Consider the following 18001-nt stretch of genomic DNA (forward strand, 5'->3'; position numbering starts at 1 on the left):
TATGTTACAACTCAAAATCAAAAAAACAGCCATTATTTTTGTAATGGCTGTAGGTTTTTTTAACCAAACCTATGCGCAGAAAAAATACCCGTATCAAGACGCAAAACTACCGACAGAAGATAGGGTAAAAGACTTGTTAAGCCGTATGTCGCTTGAAGAAAAAGTGCGCCAGATGGATATGTACAAAGGCGAATTTTTTAAAGAAAAAGAAGATTTCTCTAAAGTAAAATCAGATGCTAAAATTGGAAATCTTGGAATTGGGGCGATTCATGATATTTATCCGCGTTCGGCAAAAATGATTAATGATCTTCAAAGTGAGATAATTAAAAAAAATAAATGGGGAATTCCTGCGCTTATTATGTGCGAGATGCTTCACGGTTATTTAGATGAAGGAAGTACAGCTTTCCCAATGAATATTGGTCTTGGAGCAACTTGGGATACAAACGTAATGGACAAAGTGGGAAAAGTAATTGCAATGGAAGCAAGATCGCATGGCGTTCATTTTGGTTTAGGTCCAAATTTAGATTTAGGACGTGAACCACGCTGGGGACGTGTTGCCGAAACTTTTGGTGAAGATGCGTATTTAAACAGTGAAATTGGTCTGGCGATGATTAAAGGAATGCAGGGCGATGATTTAAAATCAGATCGGTCGATTATTGCAGAACCTAAACATTTTGCCGTTCACGGTATTCCACAGGCGGGAGGAAATTCTTCTCCAATTTTAGTCGGAGAACGTTCGGCGAGAGAAGATCATTTGCCTTCATTTGAAAAAGCATTTAGAAAAGGCGGTGCATTGGGAACGATGTGTGCGTATTCTGAATTAGACGGAATTCCTTGTGCAGCGAATCATTGGTTATTGACTGATGTTTTGAGAAACGAATGGGGTTTTAAAGGAATTGTAGTTTCAGATTTAGGAGCTATAAAATATCTTCAGGTAACACATTTTGTTACCAGTTCTCCAAAAGAAAGTATCAGAGAAGCTATTGCAGCGGGAGTTGATATGCAATTTTATGATTTTACAAATGAATTCTGGCAAACGAGTATTATAGAATTGGTAAACGAAAAGAAATTGACAATGGCGCAGATTGACCGTGCTGCCGGAGGAGTTTTACGTTTGAAATTCTTATTGGGATTATTTGAAAATCCATACACAGATAAGAACTTAATTAAAGAACGTTTTCATACTAAAGAAAATCAAAATGTGGCTCTTGAAGCAGCTCAGAAATCTATGGTTTTGTTGAAAAATGACAACAACATTCTGCCTTTAAGCAAAGAGATCAAAAACGTTGCTGTTATTGGACCAAATGCAAATGCTTCAAGATTGGGTGGATATGCTCCAAAAAACAGCGTTGGAACAACAGTTTACGAAGGTATTCAACAATTAGTTGGAAAAACGGCCAATGTTGTTTATGAAGAAGGTGTTCCATTGATTGTAAAAGGACAAATTATTCCATCTAAATATTTATTTACTCCAGATGAAGCTCAAAACGGATTAAAAGGAGAATATTTCAATAACAGAAATGTTGAAGGAACTCCGGCATTAACTCGTATTGACAATCAATTAGAGTTTGACTGGCCTTGGTCTCCGGGCGATGGCGTTACCGATGATGATTTCTCTATTCGATGGACAGGTTATATAAAATCAGATAAAGCATTTGACGGCTGGATAGGTTTAAGTTCTGATGACGGAATCAGAATGTGGATCGACGATCAATTGGTAATCGACAACTGGACAAAAGGTGCGACAAGCATGGTTACAACGCCAAAAAATATTGAAGCAGGAAAAAAATACAAAGTTCGCATCGAAATGTGGGAAGGCGGCTGGGGAGCCAGAGCGCACTTACGCTGGAATTTAGAAAAAGTAAACTTACAGCCTGCAATTGACGCTGCTAAAAAAGCTGATGTTGCCATTGTAGTTTTAGGAGAATCAAACGAATTGGTGGAAGAAAACAGAGATGTTGCTTCTTTAGACTTATTCGGGATGCAGCAGGAATTGATCGAAGAAATTCAAAAAACAGGAACTCCTGTGGTTTGTGTATTGTTAAACGGGCGTCCGCTTTCGACAAACTGGATTGCAGAAAATATTCCGGCAGTTGTTGAAGGCTGGTTTCCGGGAGAGTTAGGAGGAAGAGCAGTGGCTGATGTTTTATTTGGAGATTATAATCCGGGTGGAAGATTGCCTATTACAGTTCCAAAATCAGTTGGGCAGCTACCTATATATTATAACCAAAAAAGATCTGCGATTCATAGATATGTAGCAGAGAGCGAACATCCTTTATATACATTCGGTTACGGATTAAGTTATACCAAGTTTGAATATTCAAATTTAAAGATCAGCGCAAAAGAAATTAAAGCTGACGGAGAGTTAAAAGTTTCGGTTGATGTTAAAAACACTGGAAGCAGAGACGGAGACGAAGTTGCACAATTATATATTAAGGATGTTTACAGCAGCACGACAACTCCTGAAAAAACCTTAAAAGGATTCAAAAGATTAAATATTAAGAAAGGTGAAACCAAAACGCTTGAGTTTATACTTACACCAGATGAGTTATCTATTTGGAACAGAGAAATGAAGCGCGTTGTAGAACCGGGAGATTTTGAAGTTATGGTTGGAGGAAATTCTACGGATTTGATCAAAACAAATTTCAAAGTTTTGAACTAATTCGATGAAAACTAATAATATTTTTAACGTTTAAGAGAATTAAGAAAGAATGTAGTTGAAAAAAGAGTAAAACACTTCGATTAATGCGAAACAAGGTGTTGGAAATAAAGAGGATAAAGATTACAATTTAAAACGTTTTCGTACCCTTAAAAGATAAATGTATTCCCAACACCTTTTCAAACTTGTCATTTGTCGAAATTATATCCTGTTAACAAAATGTATTCTTAAGTTTAACATGTTATTAACTCAAAAAACAACTAAATATGATCAAGAACGTACTAAAATTACTGTTTGTGATATGCTTATTTGGATTTCAAAATCTGGAAGCACAAACAATAGTAAGAGGAACGATAACAGATGCCCAAAGCGGAATTCCGATCCCTGGGGCAAATGTTGTTGTTAAGGGAACAAAAACAAGTACATCATCAGATTTTGATGGTAAGTACTCTATTACAGTTCCAAATCAATCAGCAGTTTTGGTTTTCTCTTATGTTGGTTCAGCTTCAAAAGAAGTGGCCGTGGGAACTCAAACTACCATTAATGCTGCTTTAGGAGCTTCGGCACAACAATTAGGAGAAGTAGTAGTAACTGCTCTTGGTATCAAGAGAGAGAAAAAAGCAATTACGTATTCAGCTCAAAACATTGGAGTAGACGAATTATCAGAAGCAAGGTCTTTAAACGTTGCTAACTCACTATCTGGTAAAGTTGCTGGTCTTAACTACTCTACAACTTCAAATGGTGTTGGTTCTTCTTCAAGAATTACATTAAGAGGTAACAGATCTCTTAACGGAAACAACCAGCCATTATATGTAGTAGATGGTGTGCCTATCAGTAACGGTACAACAACAACAAATCCTGATATTGATACAGGAGGAACTACACAGCCAGACGGTATTTCAAACATCAATCCGGAGGATATTGCTTCGATGACTGTTTTAAAAGGGCCTTCGGCAGCAGCTCTTTACGGATCAAGAGCGAGTAATGGTGTTATCGTAATTACAACAAAATCAGGAAAATCAGGAAAAACATCTGTTTCGGTATCTTCTAATTTTATGGCTTCATCTGCTTACAACCTGATGAATTTACAAAATGAGTACGGACAGGGAGCAAACGGTGTTTACAATCCAACTTCCAGCTCAAGCTGGGGAGGGAAATTAGACGGAAGCCAGGTTTCAAACTGGCAGTTAGTTCGTAACCCAAATTATGCTGGGCCGGCTACACAAAGTTATTCTCCACAGCCAAACAACGTAATTGATTTTTACAAAACAGGTTACAATTTAGCTAATACTTTAACAGTAACAGCTGGTAACGAAAAAGCGCAGGGTTATTTCTCTTACACTAACACGCGCGCTGAAGGTATTGTTGGCGGAAACCAATTAGACAGACACAATCTTAACTTAAGATTGACTAGTAAAATCTCTGATAAATTATCATTAGATGTAAAAACAAACTACATCGTTCAGGACATTGATAACTTATTAAGAACTGGTGAAGAATCTATTGGAACATCAGCTTATTTATTGCCTCGTAGTATCGCTTATAACGATTATAAAAACTTCGAATATTTTGATGCTGCAGGACAAAGACAAATGAATTATTTTATCGACGAAACAGGATCTCCGGGAGGAAACCCATTTTGGTCTGCTTTAAGAGATGATGCCCGTTCAGATAAAAGAAACAGATTTATTGGTTTAGCTTCCCTTAAATATGAATTTACAAAAACGTTAAGTTTACAAGGTAGAGCAGGTTTAGACCAAATGACAAACAAAAACGTAAGAAACAGATATGCAACTGTAGCTTTCAATAATAACTTAGGTTCATACAGCGAATCTTATGAAACAGTAAGTGAATTGAATATTGATGCTTTACTTTCTTACAATGAAAAATTTGGAGATTTTTCTGTTGGACTTAATGCTGGTGCGAGTTCACTACAGCAAAGTAATTCAGCTTTAAATTCAGGAGGAGTTTTAAGTAAAAGAAACTATTTTGCATTGTCTAACGTACAAACAATTCAATCAACTTCTACAGCTTCAGAAAAAAGAATTAACTCTGTTTACGGATTTGGTCAAATTGGTTTCAGAAACTATTTGTTCTTAGATTTAACGGCAAGAAATGACTGGTCTTCAACTTTACCAACAGATTATTTCTATCCTTCTGTAGGTCTTTCAGCTGTGATTTCAGACATGGTTAAATTACCAGAAGTAATCAGTTTTGCAAAATTAAGAGCTTCTTATGCACAAGTTGGTAACGATACTGATCCTTATCAAACTCAACAAAGATTTTCATACATTGGTGGAAACGGCGGTATGTTATACGGACAAAGTACAAAAGCAAATCCAAACTTAAAACCAGAGATTTCTTCTTCTACAGAGATTGGTGCCGATGTGAGATTCTTTAATAATCGTTTAGGTTTAGATTTTACATATTTTAATACGTTAACAGACAATCAAATTTTCTATATCAATACTCCAGAATCTTCTTCTTTCTCAAGAGCGATTGTAAATGGTGGTGATATTGAAAATAAAGGTATCGAGCTTACGCTTACAGCAACTCCTATTCAAACAGAAAACTTTAGCTGGGATATTACAGCAAACTACGCTTCTTATAAATCTAAAGTAAAATCGATTTATGATGGTAGAGATGAATTAGTTCTTGGAGAAGGACGTTTAGTAAGAAGTAAAGTTGTTCAAGGCGGAGAATATGGAGATTTATATATTAAAGGTTTCCAAAGAGATCCAAACGGAAATGTTATTGTAAACAGTGCAGGTATCCCTCTGGCAACAAATGGTTTTGATGTACGTGCCGGAAACTTTAACCCGGACTGGACTGGAGGTTTTAAAAATAACTTTAAATACAAAGATTTCTCTTTAAGTTTCTTAGTTGATTTTAGAATTGGCGGTGAAGTTATTTCATACACTCAGGCCAGACAAGCTGGTTTAGGAGTTAGCGATGTTACTTTAGCAGGAAGAGAAGGCGGAATTGTTGTTGATGGTGTTGTTTCTAACGGAAACGGTACTTATTCTCCAAATACGACAAGTATTACGGCAGAGCAATACTGGACAGCTATTGGACAAAGAACTCCTATTGCAGAACCTTTTATTTATGATGCAACAAACATCAGATTAAGAGAGCTAGTTTTTGGTTATTCTTTACCAAAACGTATATTAGGTAATTCAGGATTTACAAATATTGATTTTTCATTAGTGGGAAGAAACTTGTTCTTCTTCGTGAACAAAGCTAAATATTTTGATCCAGAGGCAGGAGCAGGAACAGGAAACCTGCAAGGTATAGAATCTTTCAACATTCCTTCAACGAGAGATTATGGAGTTAATGTGAAATTTGGATTTTAATTAAATAAAGAGAGATATCATGAAATATAGTTTTAAAATAAAAACGTTAGGAGTTGCATTAATGGCAGTTTCTATTTTGTCAAGCTGCACTGGTGACTTTGACGAAATAAACAAAGATCCTAATTCATTGACTGAAGATCAGTTAGATGCTACGTTAGCGGGGCCATCATTTGCATCTGCGCTTTATGCGGGTATTCATAACGGATCTTACTCATCGCCAGGTGTTGATGATCAGGGAACTTGGGGTATTGCTACAGGTATTTTATCTTCTACTTTTATTCAATATTTAAATTGTGGATATGGTACTGAGAGAAATGCATTCGTAAATGGATACGAAGGCCGTGGATGGACAAGATTTTACACCGTTGCAGTTCCGGCTTTAAACAATGCTATTAAAGCATCTGAAGGAAACGCTGAAGCTTTGGCAGTTCTTAAAATCTGGAAAGTTTTTATGTACAACCAAATGGTTGATGCTTACGGACCAATTCCGTACACTGAAGCAGGAAACGGAAAAGAAAAAGTAGCTTATGACAGTGTAGAGTCTATCTACGAAGACTTTTTTAAATTATTGAATGAAGCAAATACGACATTAAGTTCTACATCTGTAACAACTGTGGCTTCATTTCAGCCAAACGACAGAGTTTATGCAGGAAGTGTAGCAAAATGGAGAGTTTTTGGAAATAGTTTAAGACTTCGTTTAGCTTTAAGAATTTCTGATAAAGAACCTGCAAAAGCAAAAACAGAAGCAGAAGCTGCTGTAGCTGCAGGTGTAATGCAGACAAACGATCAAAGTGCTTTTTTCAAAGCGAGCAATATTACTCCAAACAATTTAAATATGATTGTAAACAGCTGGGGTTATACTATGACAGCTTCTATGGAAAGTATTTTGGTTGGATACAACGACCCTCGTTTAGCAAAATGGTTTGCTCCGCTTGACGCTTCAGCTCCGACTCCTGTTTATAGAGGACAGCCAATAGGAGGTTTAGAAGATCAGTTTGGAACAACTAAATTCTCTGCTTTCAACAATGATATTATGGGTAACGGAGCTGCAGGAAACGTAAGCGAATCTAAAAATATCGAAATCTTCATGGCTTCTGAAAACTATTTAAGCAGAGCAGAAGGTGCTTTAAACGGATGGAACATGGGTGGAACTGCTCAAAGTTTGTATGAAACAGGTATTAGATTGTCTTTACAACAATGGGGAATCACTAATGCTGCTGATATCAACAGCTATATCGCAGGTTCAACTTTGCCAACTTTACCAAACGTACTTACAGTTTATCCAACTTTAGATTTACAAGATATTCCGGTAAAATTGCCTGTTGCATGGTCTTCTACAGAAGCAAATCAGAGAACTCAAATTGCAGTTCAAAAGTATTTGGCAATTTTCCCAGAATCGTGGGAAGCTTGGGCAGATTTACGTAGAAGTGATGCAAAAGTTATTTATCCGCCGTTGAATACAGATAATACTGATCCGGGAGTTGGAAAAAGCTTAATGAAACGTATCATTTATGTTACAAACGAATATTCTTCAAACAAAGATGCAGTTACAGACGGAATCTCAAAACTTGGAGGTCCTGATTCTGGAGGAACTAAACTTTGGTGGGATACAAAATAATTATTTGGTTGAGTAAAGATCCACACAATCTTTACTTAAAAATTCAAAAGGAGAGGAAACTCTCCTTTTGTTTTATATAAAAGTCAGATTATGAATTTAAAAAAATACGGTTCAATTGTTTTATTAGTTTCTGTTTTTCTTGCTTGTAAATCAATTAAAAATGAACCAAAAGCAGTTAATATTACCCAAAATTATATTGCAGCAAATCCGGTCACAGCGGCCAGTCATGCTTCAACATTGGTCGAATTAGAAAATAATACACTTTTAGCAGCTTGGTTTGGCGGAAAATATGAAGGCGCAAAAGATGTCAGTATTTATATTTCATCTTATAAAGAAGAAAAATGGTCGGCACCAAAAAGACTGATTGAACCTTTGATTAAAGACGGAGATACACTGCCATGCTGGAATCCGGTTTTGTTTAAAAGTAAAAGTCAGAATTTGTATTTATTTTATAAAGTGGGGAAAAATCCGAGAGAATGGTTTGGTGCGATGATTGTTTCAAAAGATGATGGAAAGAGCTGGAGTAATCCAAAATATCTTCCGAAAGGAATTTTAGGACCGATTCGGAATAAACCCATCGAAACAACTCTCGGAATTATTTTATGCGGAAGCAGTACAGAAAGTGTCGACGATAATAAATGGCGAGTTTTTATAGAAACTTATACAGAAGCGACGGACAGCTGGACAATTACCGATATTAATGACAAGAAGAATTTTGATATTATTCAGCCAACATTTTTGGTTCATTCTGATGAAGAAATTCAGATTTTATCCCGAAGCCGACATAATAAATTGATTTCATCCTGGTCTGAAGATAACGGAAAAACCTGGCAGAAAACAGACAGTATTAATGTTGTAAATTCAAATTCTGGAGTTGATGCTGTAACTTTATCAAATAAATCTTTTTTATTGGTGAATAATCCGCTTAAGATGGGAAAAGACTGGTTTAACGGAAGAAATGTTTTAGATGTAGAATATTCGAAAGATGGTGTAAATTGGAACAAGTTATTTGATTTAGAAAACCAGCCAGAAGGAGAATTCAGTTATCCGGCCATTATTCAGACTTCAGATAAAAAGATTCATATTTTGTATACTTATAATCGAAAATTTATCAAGCATACAACATTCGATTTGAAATAAATTTTAAAAACAGAATTATGCAAAAACACTGTCTCGCCTTAGACTTAAATAACCACCCGGATTTAATTGCAGAATATATTGATTACCATAAAAATGTTTGGCCAGAAATCCAAAAAAGCATCAAAGATTCGGGAATTATCAATTTAGAGATTTACAATGTTGGCGATCGTTTGTTTATGATTATCGAAGCCAATGAAGATTTTTCATTTACAGAAAAAGCAAAACAAGATGCCGAAAACCCAAAAGTGCAGGAATGGGAAACGCTAATGTGGAAATTCCAAAAAGCTTTGCCACAAGCCAAATCAGGAGAAAAATGGATTTTAATGAATAAAATTTTTGAACTTAAATAAGTTGGCACACGGATGACACGGATTTGCTTCGCAAAGGCGCGGATGGGCACAGATTTTTATTGTAAAAAAAGAAAAAAAGAAATCCGTTTTAATCCGCGTTTTCACGAAGTGAATCCGTGTCATCTGTGTGCCAATTTTAGATAACTATAATTATGAGATTTTTTAAAAAGATCAACTTTGTTTACGGTTTATTACTTTTTAGTTTTATTGCAAATGCTCAAAAAGATAACTTAGCCCAGACATTTTATAAACACGATAAATTTCTTTCTTCAGATAAACTAGAAGGTCGCTTCGTTGGAACAAAAGGAAATAACGACGCAGCATCTTACATCAAAAAATATTTTAAAAAGTATGAATTAAAGGAATTTAACAGCAGCTATTATCAGCCTTTTAAAGTATTTGTAAAAGAAGGAATCAACAAAACAAAATCCGACAGTGTTTCGACCCAAAATGTTTTAGGATATATTGAAGGATCTGACGAAAAACTCAAAAATGAATTTATCGTAATTGGCGCCCATTATGATCATTGGGGCTGGGGCGGAAGCGGTTCCGGAAGCAAAAAGAAAGATACCGTTGCGATTCATAATGGAGCGGATGATAACGCATCCGGAGTTTCGGCTTTGTTGTGTATTTTGGAAGAAGTTTCTAAATTGAAAATCAAACCCAAAAGAAGTATTATTTTTATTTCTTTCAGCGGAGAAGAAGAAGGATTACTAGGTTCGAAATATTTCATAAATCATTTACCTATAAAAAAAGAAGCTGTAAAAGTAATGCTGAATATGGATATGGTTGGAAGATTAAATACCGAAAAACAAATCTATATGGGCGGCGCAGGAACTTTCCCAAACGGAGTCGACCTAATGAAAAAACTAGGCCAAAACAGCGGACTAAATCCGGTTGTTTTCGCCGGCGATGTTGGCGGATCTGATCATGTTTCTTTTTATAAAGCTTCGATTTCTGCAGTAGGTTTCCACACAGGCGGACATCCGCAATACCACACTCCCGAAGATGATATTGATTTAATTAATTTTGAAGGCGGTGCTTTGGTAGCAAAGTATATTTATAATGCTTTGGTAAGTATTGCTGATTATGAAGAGGAATTGGTTTTTATAAAGCAGGATTAGAATTATATATATTAAAAAAAGCCACTTTTGTAATGAAGTGGCTTTTCGTATTTTTAGAAGGACAATGCTATTTTTTATTTGTAAGTTTTTCCTTCGCATTGCCAAGATAATGATAGAATTGTATCCTTTTTATGAATACTAAAAAGTACTTCCCCTTTTCTTTTTATTATTGTATCTCCTATTGAAATAAGATTATTATATTCACTCCAACCATCATTTTTATATTCAATTTTTTTACCTGTAGTAGGATTAATTCCTTTAATGTTGAATCTATAACCCCCTGTATTAGGAATCTCTTGAACTACAATTAAGAAGTCATCATTTTTTCTTTTTTCAAATAAACTCTCACAATCAGCTTTTAAGCAAGAATTGAATATTAAAAAAGATAGACTCAAAAAATAGCAATAGCACTTCATTGTTACCTGTTTTTAGAATTATAAAAAATTATTGTTCTAGATCCTGTAGCTCCTCCATTAAATCCAGCTAATAAATTTATACTTTTTGTTTCTACACCTTTATCAGAAACCTTTAAAATCGCTTTCTGCGGATTTAGTATATGTTCCACCAAAAAGCAACGAGCCTGTATAACCCATTGAATAATCTCGCATTCCAGAGAATACATCGGTATTCCCTTCAAAATTATTGTACATGTCATATGATAAACCATATCCTATTTTTGGAATTCCTAAAGTTCCATTAAAACCTATATTTCCCCTGCTGGTGCGAGGGTCTCGCTCGTGAACACAAAGATGTCTTGTAAATGCCCCTAAGACTTCGAGGAGATATCTGCCAAATATTATTTCTAGAAATCCATTATCTTTTTTTAATTTGAAGAATAAAGAAAATTAAATTTTAGCAATAAAAAAATGGTTTGAAAAACTTATGTGTAATTCAAACCATTTTTCGCATCTAAATTTCTATGTCGAAAAAATCAACCCTTTTGCTTTAAAATTACTAAACAAAACTTGTTTAGCTGTACTTATAGTTTCTTCGGTTCTGTAAATACTACACCAGAATTTAATCTGTATTTTGAATTTCCCATCAGAAATAGAATTGTAATAAATCTGAGATGGTTTGGTGTTATTTACTAAAGGAAGACTTTCAAGAGAATTTAAAATAGTTGCATTTATATCTTCGGGAGTTGCATCGCCGCTAATTTCGATAGAAATATCTACGAGTTTAAAATTATCAGTATAAGTCCAGTTGGTAATGTTTTGAGATAATAGATTTCCATTCGGTATAATAATTTCGGCACCATTTGGAGCATTGATTTTAGTTGTACGCAATCCCATTGATTTTACTCGTCCAGATTCAGAACTAATATCAATAACATCCCCAATTTGAATTGGTTTATCAAAAATCAAAATAATTCCCGAAACAAAATTGTTGACCACATTTTGAAGCCCAAGTCCAACACCGACCCCTAAAGCTCCTAAAAGAATACTCAGTTTATCTAAAGGCATTCCAGAAGCTGCGACAGCTAAAAGATAACCCACAATTAAAACAATAAGTCTGGTAATTAATAATTTTGAATGTTGTCTTTTGTTGATGTTTTCTTCGTTTTCATCTTCAATTTCTCCAAAAAAGTAAGCAACATAATTCTGCAATAAATGCGCAGCCCAGACAATAATGAAAAACAATACAATATTCCCTAAAGTGAAAGTGATACTTCCAATGGTATTTGGACGGCTTAGTAAATTTCCAAGAGAAGTACGTAATGATTCCCAAATATTTAGATTAGAAGCGATTACAACCAGCCACATATAGCTGATTATGATTATAAATGGTTTCTTTAGTGTATCAGATACATTCTCGAAATCAAATATTTTTTCGATTCCGCGTTTAATTCGTGTAGTGTAAATCTGTAAAAGGATTATTTCCAGAATTATTTTCAAGAGAACACTTAAAGCAACAATCTGCGTTAGCGAAATAAAAGCAGTTAAACTCAACATATTTGAAAGCGAAACTCTTCCGAAAATATTATAAAGAATTGATAATCCATTTAATCCGATAAAAATAATGCTGGCCCATTTAAAGAATCCTTTGATATACAATTGATCTTTTAAACTTTTAATTTGAACTAAACCATATCGTATTCCCAGAATATTTATGATGATAAAAGAACAGCGTTGAAACAATCCAACTTCAATAAAAAGGTCAAGGAAGCAAAGCGCAAAAAATAATCCGAAAAGTAATAGCCAGTTGCGCATTGATTTTCCAGACCAGTCATTCTTAAATAAAATTGTAAGCACACCTAAAGAACCTAACTGAAGCAGTTCTAAAAATAGGGCAGGAGCATATAAATTTGTAACTATAGCAATGTTTAAGCCTATAACAATTACAGGTAAAATAACACCTCTGTTTAAATATTTAAAATTAAAAAGAGAAAGATTTTTGGTATGACCGTTAGATTTTAAATATTTCAAATTGCGTGAAATATACCAGGCCAAAAGTCCCATGAAAAAACATAACGTAATTAATCCGCCGGCTTTGTAACTTAAGTAATAAGCAGCAACATTTTCTTCAATTATAACTTTTGCTTTAATGTTGTGCGATACTACTTTTTTTGCTGTAGTATCAGTACTCCATAATGATGGATATTCTTTTTTAAGAATACTGATTCCAGATTTTTCTAGTTTTGTTTCTACAGTTGTTAAAGCGTTTGAAACAGCTATTTTATGTTCAACAGTCAGCCTTTTTTTGAGATTTAAAACTTCCTGATTTTTCGTCATCAGGCTGTCCGTTTTAAGATATCTTTTTTTAAGATTGGCTAATTCTGTTTTAAATTGTTTTCTGCGAATAGTATCTTTTATAAGTGTAAAAAGAGTTTTGTCTTTACGCAGATCCAGAATTTTACTTTTAATTTTTTCAAGATTTGCATTTCGGTGATCTATCGCTTTATTTTGATCGTTTAATTCCTGTTCGATTTCTTTTAAAACAATGCGATACATTTGCTGATTTCGCACATTCGGGTTTGCACCTTTTAAACTTGCTAGTATTAAATCGAGTTTACTTTCTGTTCGTTTAATCTCGCCAAACAAATGAAAAGTGTTTCCTTCGAATTCGGCATCATTAGCAGCCGATTGCAAAACATCTCCGGCTTTTTCAATAGACATTAAATAATCACTGTCTGTTGCGGTTTCTTCAAATAATTTAGACTTGTTTTCTGTTTTTGAAGCTGCAGTCTGTGAATAAGAAAATGATACGAAAAAAAGTATCATTAGTAAGGCGGATAAATAAGAATTTCTTTTTGAATTCATAATTAATTTGGTGATTTAAGGTCTCCAAATTTAATTGTTTTTTGGATAGTATTTTTTTAAATATAAAATTTGATTGTTAAGATATCTGGCTTTTATAATTTAATATACCTGGATTTGCGATGAATTTTAAATAAAAAGTCCCTGCTTCAATTTTGAAGCAGGGACTTTTCTTGAATTAAGATAAATAATTTTTATTACCAGGTTTTTCGGCCTGAAATAGATTCTGATATATCAATAATTTCATGCAGTTTTATGACTTGAGAATCTGATAAACCTTTATGGATTATTGCCATTTGTAAGCGTTGGTTAGAATATAATTTAGGGACATTTCCATTATTCTCGCATCCAATATAAATGTTTCCGTTGTATATAGTACTAGACGCATTTGCGGTAACATTCGTTCCAATTAAGTTTCCATTCCTAAAAGCGGTAGTTTTATTAGTAGAAGTTTTTGATCCTGTAAATATTCCTTTTGCATCCGTAAACGTATTACTGCAGACATTTCCAGTAATCGATATATTAGTGTAAACAGGCAGGTTTTTTGAGTTTCTTAATGCTAATCGTGTTAAGTTGTTACTATTACTGGAAACTCCAATTTCAACAGCATCAATAGAAGAAGGGATGTTTGATGTTCCTGAAACTACAGTAAGTCCGAGATTATTCTTATTTGCTAAAGTTAATAGATTAAAGTAAGTATTAGCATACGCATTTGATCCGTTTAATTGAAAACCTAAGCTAGAGTAGGTACCAGTACCACCAAATGTAAGTCTGAATGCTTCATTTGAATCTACAGGATTTTTAGCATTCCACTTGTGCTGAGTAACGCTTGAACCTTTGAATAAATATAAGGCATGAATTTCATTCCAAAGTGAATTACTTATTAATTGATTTATAATATATTTAGTTGATTCAATATCAGAGGGACTACTTAAGCCAGATGCGTTTAAATAAGCTGTTGATTCTATACTGTCTTCATAATTATAATTTGCAGTTACAACGTTCAAAGGATTACTAAGAATGGATTTATTGTAAAAAATATCGACAACAACAATATTAATATTATAATTAGTATTAGGTGTTAAATCTATAATAGTACCTTTATTGTTTTTGATATTATAAATATATTTTCCATTTACATAAAGTTCATAATAATGAATAGAATTTGAATTGTCAGGAATATTAAATTTAAATTCTATGGAGGTATTAGACTTTTTGTCAGAACTTAATGTTGTTACTGGATTTGGAATATTTTCATTATATTCATAAGAAACAGTTCCGCCAGATGTTGTCAAGAATAGGAGATCGCCCTCAACATTTCCAGAGTCTGATGTTTGCATAAAAGGATTTACAATGAATTTAATATTTGACGGTCTGGTTGTACCTCCCCAAACTGCTGAATCTCTTCCTGTAGTTCTTCCTAATTTTTTTAAATTTGGAGTTACTATATTTGTTAATAAAGGCAGATGTTGAAATATTTCATCAGAAGAGTTAAATACAAAGTTTTCCAATAATGGAGCTTTAAAAATTTTCAGGTATGACATAATTCTACAACCGCAATAATTTCCTGTCCACGAAGTTAATTTGGGCAGAATCAATTCCTCTAACCCAGACCCCAAAAAACTTTCGTCTAGAAGAGTAGTTAAACTTGGGAAATTAACACTTTTTAAATTGACTGCAGTTCTAAAGATACGATAGCCTGAGGATATAACTAATCCATTTTTATCATTAAAATATGTAACTGTCGTATCTGTACTAAATAGCAATGCAGGTAAAGTATAAGAGCCTCCTGTAATAGCACATTCTACATCAGTATTGATAATTCTAAAGAGTTTAATTCGATTAGCTGCAATTCCTAATTTGGCAGCTAATAACGCAGGTGTATTAATTATACTTCCAATTCCTCCTATATAGGTATTTATTTTATAGTTTGACTTTCCAAAAACAGTATTTTGTAATAGGCTCATAATTATTTTTTTTTCGTCTGTTAATGAATCAAACAGAAAAGATATATTTGATTTTATCGTTATTTATAAATTAAATTTTACCCTGAAATTGAAATTGCTTGATAATTCAAAATATCTCCTTTTTGATTCCAGGTCAATCCGTAATCCAGTGATATATATATGTAACCGTTTGGTACTGCTGTAGCTTGTATTTTCCCATCCTTACTCATATCTAAGCAGGAGTAATAAACATTATTCAAAGTGTTGGTGTTTGAAGTCCAGCTTGCTCCGTAATCAGAGGATATATATATATATTTATTCGAACCTATTACGGTTTGATATTTTCCATCAGAACTCATCGCAACTTTTGGTAATGTAAAATTGCCATATGCAGTTTTAGTAATCCATGTTAGACCACCATTAGTAGACACTTTTATTGTACTTCCAGAACCAACGGCAGTTATATATTGACCATCATCAGAGCAACATAAAGCAGTAATAGTTCCTAATCCTGTTATTGTACTCCAGTTGGCACCATAATCAGTTGATATGGTAATATTTGGTGCATCTATATTTGTTGTAAGTTGATATTGTCCAGTTCTGCTCACAAAACAATCTCGTCTGCCTCCTGAAACAGCTAATTCCCATGTCGTACCATAATCCACGGATCTATATGTATGGCCAGCAGATTGTGTTACTAATTGATACTGACCATCTTTACTCATTGAAGCACAATAATAAACGGTACTTGGTAAAGAAGCGACAGTAAAAGTTTGGCCAAAATCAGAAGATACCATAACGTTAGAGTTTGTTGCAAAAGTTATGTACTTTGTCGTTTCAGATATTGAAACACCTCTTGCCGATGTAGCAAACCCTCCATTAAAAAAAGTGGAGCCCTCATTTACAGATCTTTGATAAGATGAACCATAAACACCTGCAATAATGTAATTTGCATAAATTACTATTGCATTTCTTGTTCCAGAAGCATACAATAAATCACCATCTGGAGTACCTGCATTTACGGTTTTTAAATATGGTGAAACTGTAATAACTGCATCTGTTTTTATTAAACTAAATATTCCATTGTTTGCTGTAGTAGCTCCTAATTGATTTAATAATGGCATGTATATGAAGTTTACGGCTAAATTTCCTGTAAACCCTGAGCCTCCAGTAATAGTTCTTAGACTGTTAAAATTATATCCCAAAACTTTTTCACAGTTTAAGAAAGAATTTCCTGTAATGGTAGTAAGAGAATTTACATTGACAACGATTTCCAGTGATATACAATTAAGAAAACATTCATCGCCAAGAGATGTTACCTTATTTAAATCGACTATATCTTTCAAGAGCGTACAACCTGAAAAAGCAATTGGACTAATTATTGTTGCATTTGATAAGTCAATAAATAACAATTTTTCTGCACCTTCAAAAGCATTATTCCCAATTCCAGTAGGCTTTCCTATAGTAAGATTTAAAAGATTAGAGCAATATCTAAAAACTGTTGAATTTGTAACTGTCAGTATCAAAAGAGGTGCATAAACCGTAACTAAATTAGTACATGATCTAAATGTACCGGTAGAAGTTAGTGAGATTAAAATTGGAGCATCAAAACTAATTAATGAAGAGTTATTACTAAATTCTAAGCCTCCTGCACATGTTGTTAAAGCAGGAAAATAAAAACTTGAAATTCTTGTACCACTAAACGCCTGACTATCTACTCTTGTAACAGATGGAAACGAAACATCTCCTGTATAATTAGTACAATTATAAAATGCATTTAAATTAATTCTAGTGACCAATCCAAATCGGTCATTAAAAAAAGTTAGAGAAGTATCACCATAAAAAGCATTGCTGGCGATTTCATATTTTCCACCTGTAATTGTAAATTCAATATCGGCTCCCTTAATTTTAAAGTTGTTAATTCTATTGCTTGAAATTCCTAACTTTCCTGCAATTAAAGCAGGAGTATTTATAGTTGAAGAAACTCCGCCAATAAAAGTATTTGGCTTATTTTTAGTATTACCAAAAACAGTATTCTGTAATAAGCTGCTCATGATTATACCCCTAATAGCAATATACTATTTGTATTACCTCTTTTTGTGAAAGTAAAAATTTGTTTTTCAGCGGTTACAGAAGGAGTTCCAAATAACCAGGTATGAGGTGTTGTAATTGCCCAGGTTACACTTACTCCGGGCAGCGTAATACCGTTAAAAATGAAACTTGCTGGCAAAGAAGCAGGAACTGTAATTGTACAACTTGTTGTGAAAAGGATTGTTTTTCCATGCCATGACGAAGGAATAGTTTGACTTGTAGCTATTTCAACCTGATTAGCAATATCTTGTTTGTTTGATAAATCGATATTTCCGCTTCCTACAAGGGATTCTCCGTTGATTGTTTTAAGATTATTAGTAGTGACAACAGTTCCAGCGCTAAACTCTAATTCGCCATATCCATTAGTTATTAAAGTTTTGTTTGGCTCATTTATTTCTAAATCGGCTACCTTAATTCTGTTATATTTTTTTGTGATCATTTTTTGTTTTTATTTATTGTGATT

General features: G+C 33.8%; 11 protein-coding genes. 6 read left to right on the forward strand and 5 right to left on the reverse strand.

All coding sequences use genetic code 11. The features are described 5' to 3' along the window. The first annotated feature begins 1 nt into the window (after nt 1). The 6 genes from APR43_RS18095 (at nt 2) to APR43_RS18120 (ending at nt 10244) form a co-directional block, all read left to right on the forward strand. Complete coding sequence (locus APR43_RS18095) at nt 2-2662, forward strand: glycoside hydrolase family 3 N-terminal domain-containing protein (RefSeq protein ID WP_053471165.1); 2661 nt, start codon at nt 2-4, stop codon at nt 2660-2662. 263 nt (nt 2663-2925) lie between these two features. Then, entirely contained in the window at nt 2926-6012 is a 3087-nt protein-coding gene (locus APR43_RS18100) for a SusC/RagA family TonB-linked outer membrane protein (RefSeq protein WP_053471164.1), read from the forward strand. A 19-nt stretch (nt 6013-6031) separates the two neighbouring features. Then, nucleotides 6032-7630: a SusD/RagB family nutrient-binding outer membrane lipoprotein gene (locus tag APR43_RS18105; protein WP_053471163.1), complete on the forward strand. Its 1599-nt coding sequence runs from the start codon at nt 6032-6034 to the stop codon at nt 7628-7630. Nucleotides 7631-7720: 90 nt separating this feature from the next. After that, entirely contained in the window at nt 7721-8770 is a 1050-nt protein-coding gene (locus tag APR43_RS18110) for a sialidase family protein (protein ID WP_053471162.1), read from the forward strand. A 17-nt stretch (nt 8771-8787) separates the two neighbouring features. After that, the gene (locus APR43_RS18115; RefSeq protein WP_053471161.1) at nt 8788-9120 is read left to right on the forward strand and encodes an L-rhamnose mutarotase; all 333 of its coding nucleotides are present in this window, start codon (nt 8788-8790) and stop codon (nt 9118-9120) included. 152 nt (nt 9121-9272) lie between these two features. Further along, nucleotides 9273-10244 carry a M20/M25/M40 family metallo-hydrolase gene (locus APR43_RS18120; protein WP_053471160.1) on the forward strand — a complete coding sequence of 324 codons (972 nt, stop codon included), beginning with the start codon at nt 9273-9275 and terminating at the stop codon, nt 10242-10244. 74 nt (nt 10245-10318) lie between these two features. Here the strand turns inward: APR43_RS18120 and APR43_RS18125 are convergent, their stop codons facing one another. The 5 genes from APR43_RS18125 to APR43_RS18150 form a co-directional block, all read right to left on the reverse strand. Continuing rightward, a complete protein-coding gene (locus APR43_RS18125) occupies nt 10319-10660 on the reverse strand; it encodes a hypothetical protein (protein WP_053471159.1) in 342 nt (113 codons plus the stop codon). A gap of 501 nt (nt 10661-11161) precedes the next feature. Beyond that, complete coding sequence (locus APR43_RS18135; RefSeq protein WP_240514971.1) at nt 11162-13465, reverse strand: mechanosensitive ion channel family protein; 2304 nt, start codon at nt 13463-13465, stop codon at nt 11162-11164. A 233-nt stretch (nt 13466-13698) separates the two neighbouring features. Further along, the gene (locus tag APR43_RS18140; RefSeq protein ID WP_053471156.1) at nt 13699-15468 is read right to left on the reverse strand and encodes a hypothetical protein; all 1770 of its coding nucleotides are present in this window, start codon (nt 15466-15468) and stop codon (nt 13699-13701) included. Between the two features lie 77 nt (nt 15469-15545). Then, nucleotides 15546-17501 (reverse strand): leucine-rich repeat protein, encoded by a 1956-nt coding sequence (locus APR43_RS18145; protein WP_053471155.1) that lies wholly within the window; start codon nt 17499-17501, stop codon nt 15546-15548. 2 nt (nt 17502-17503) lie between these two features. Next, nucleotides 17504-17977, reverse strand: coding sequence for a hypothetical protein (locus tag APR43_RS18150; RefSeq protein ID WP_053471154.1), 474 nt, complete (start codon nt 17975-17977; stop codon nt 17504-17506). Nucleotides 17978-18001 lie beyond the last annotated feature (24 nt).

This window comes from Flavobacterium sp. NLM (genome assembly GCF_002210235.1).
Lineage (GTDB): Bacteria > Bacteroidota > Bacteroidia > Flavobacteriales > Flavobacteriaceae > Flavobacterium > Flavobacterium panici.